The 871-nt window shown below is 74.9% G+C and carries 1 protein-coding gene; it reads left to right on the top strand.

The genetic code is table 11. The features are described 5' to 3' along the window. A partial coding sequence (locus AC27KI_RS26070; protein WP_487116747.1) for an FAD-dependent monooxygenase occupies window positions 1-871 on the top strand: 871 nt, incomplete at both ends.

Here is an 871-nt window from a genome sequence, read left to right as displayed (position 1 = left end):
CGCCGGCGGCGGCATCGGCGGCCTCACGGCCGCGCTGGCCCTGGCGGCGCAAGGCCACCGCATCACCGTGTGCGAGGCGTCCGCGCACCTGAAGCCGCTCGGCGTCGGCATCAACCTGCTGCCGCACGCCGTGGCGGTGCTCGATGGCCTGGGGCTGCTGCCCGCGCTGCGCACGATGGGGGTGGAGACCGCGGCGCTGGTCTTCGCCAACCGCCACGGCCAGCCGATCTACGAAGACCGGCGCGGCGTGGCCGCGGGCTACAGCCATCCGCAGTTGAGCGTGCATCGCGGGCAGCTGCAGATGTTCATGTGGGACGAGGCGGCGCGGCGCCTCGGCGCGGCGGCGATGCGCAGCGGCGCCCGCATCACCGGCAGCACGCAGGACGACGCCGGCGCCACCGCCCACATCGCCCATGCCGATGGCCGCACCGAGGCGCTGCCCTGCGACCTGCTGATCGGCGCGGACGGCATCCATTCGGCGCTGCGGCGCCAGTTTTTCCCCGATGAAGGCGCGCCGTGCTGGAACGGCATGATGATGTGGCGCGGCACCACGGTCGCGCGGCCTTTCCTGGACGGGCGCACCATGGTGCAGGCCGGCCACCGCCGGGCGAAGTTCGTGGTCTACCCGATCGCGCCGCCCGCGGCGGACGGCACGCAGCTCATCAACTGGGTGGCCGACCGCCGCCTGCGCGAGGACGGCTTCGGCGGCGGGCTCCGGGCGCCCGACCGCGCCGACTGGAGCCGGCCCGGCGCGGTGGACGACCTGCTGCCCACCTTCGGCGCGTGGCGCTTCGACTGGCTGGACGTGCCCGGCGTGATCCGTGCGGCCACGCAGATCCTGGAGTGGCCCATGGTGGACCGCGACCCCCTG

It is taken from the genome of Acidovorax sp. KPB24-03 (assembly GCF_057546605.1).
Note: the sequence above shows the minus strand (reverse complement) of the source record. Positions and strands in the feature narration are given on the sequence as shown.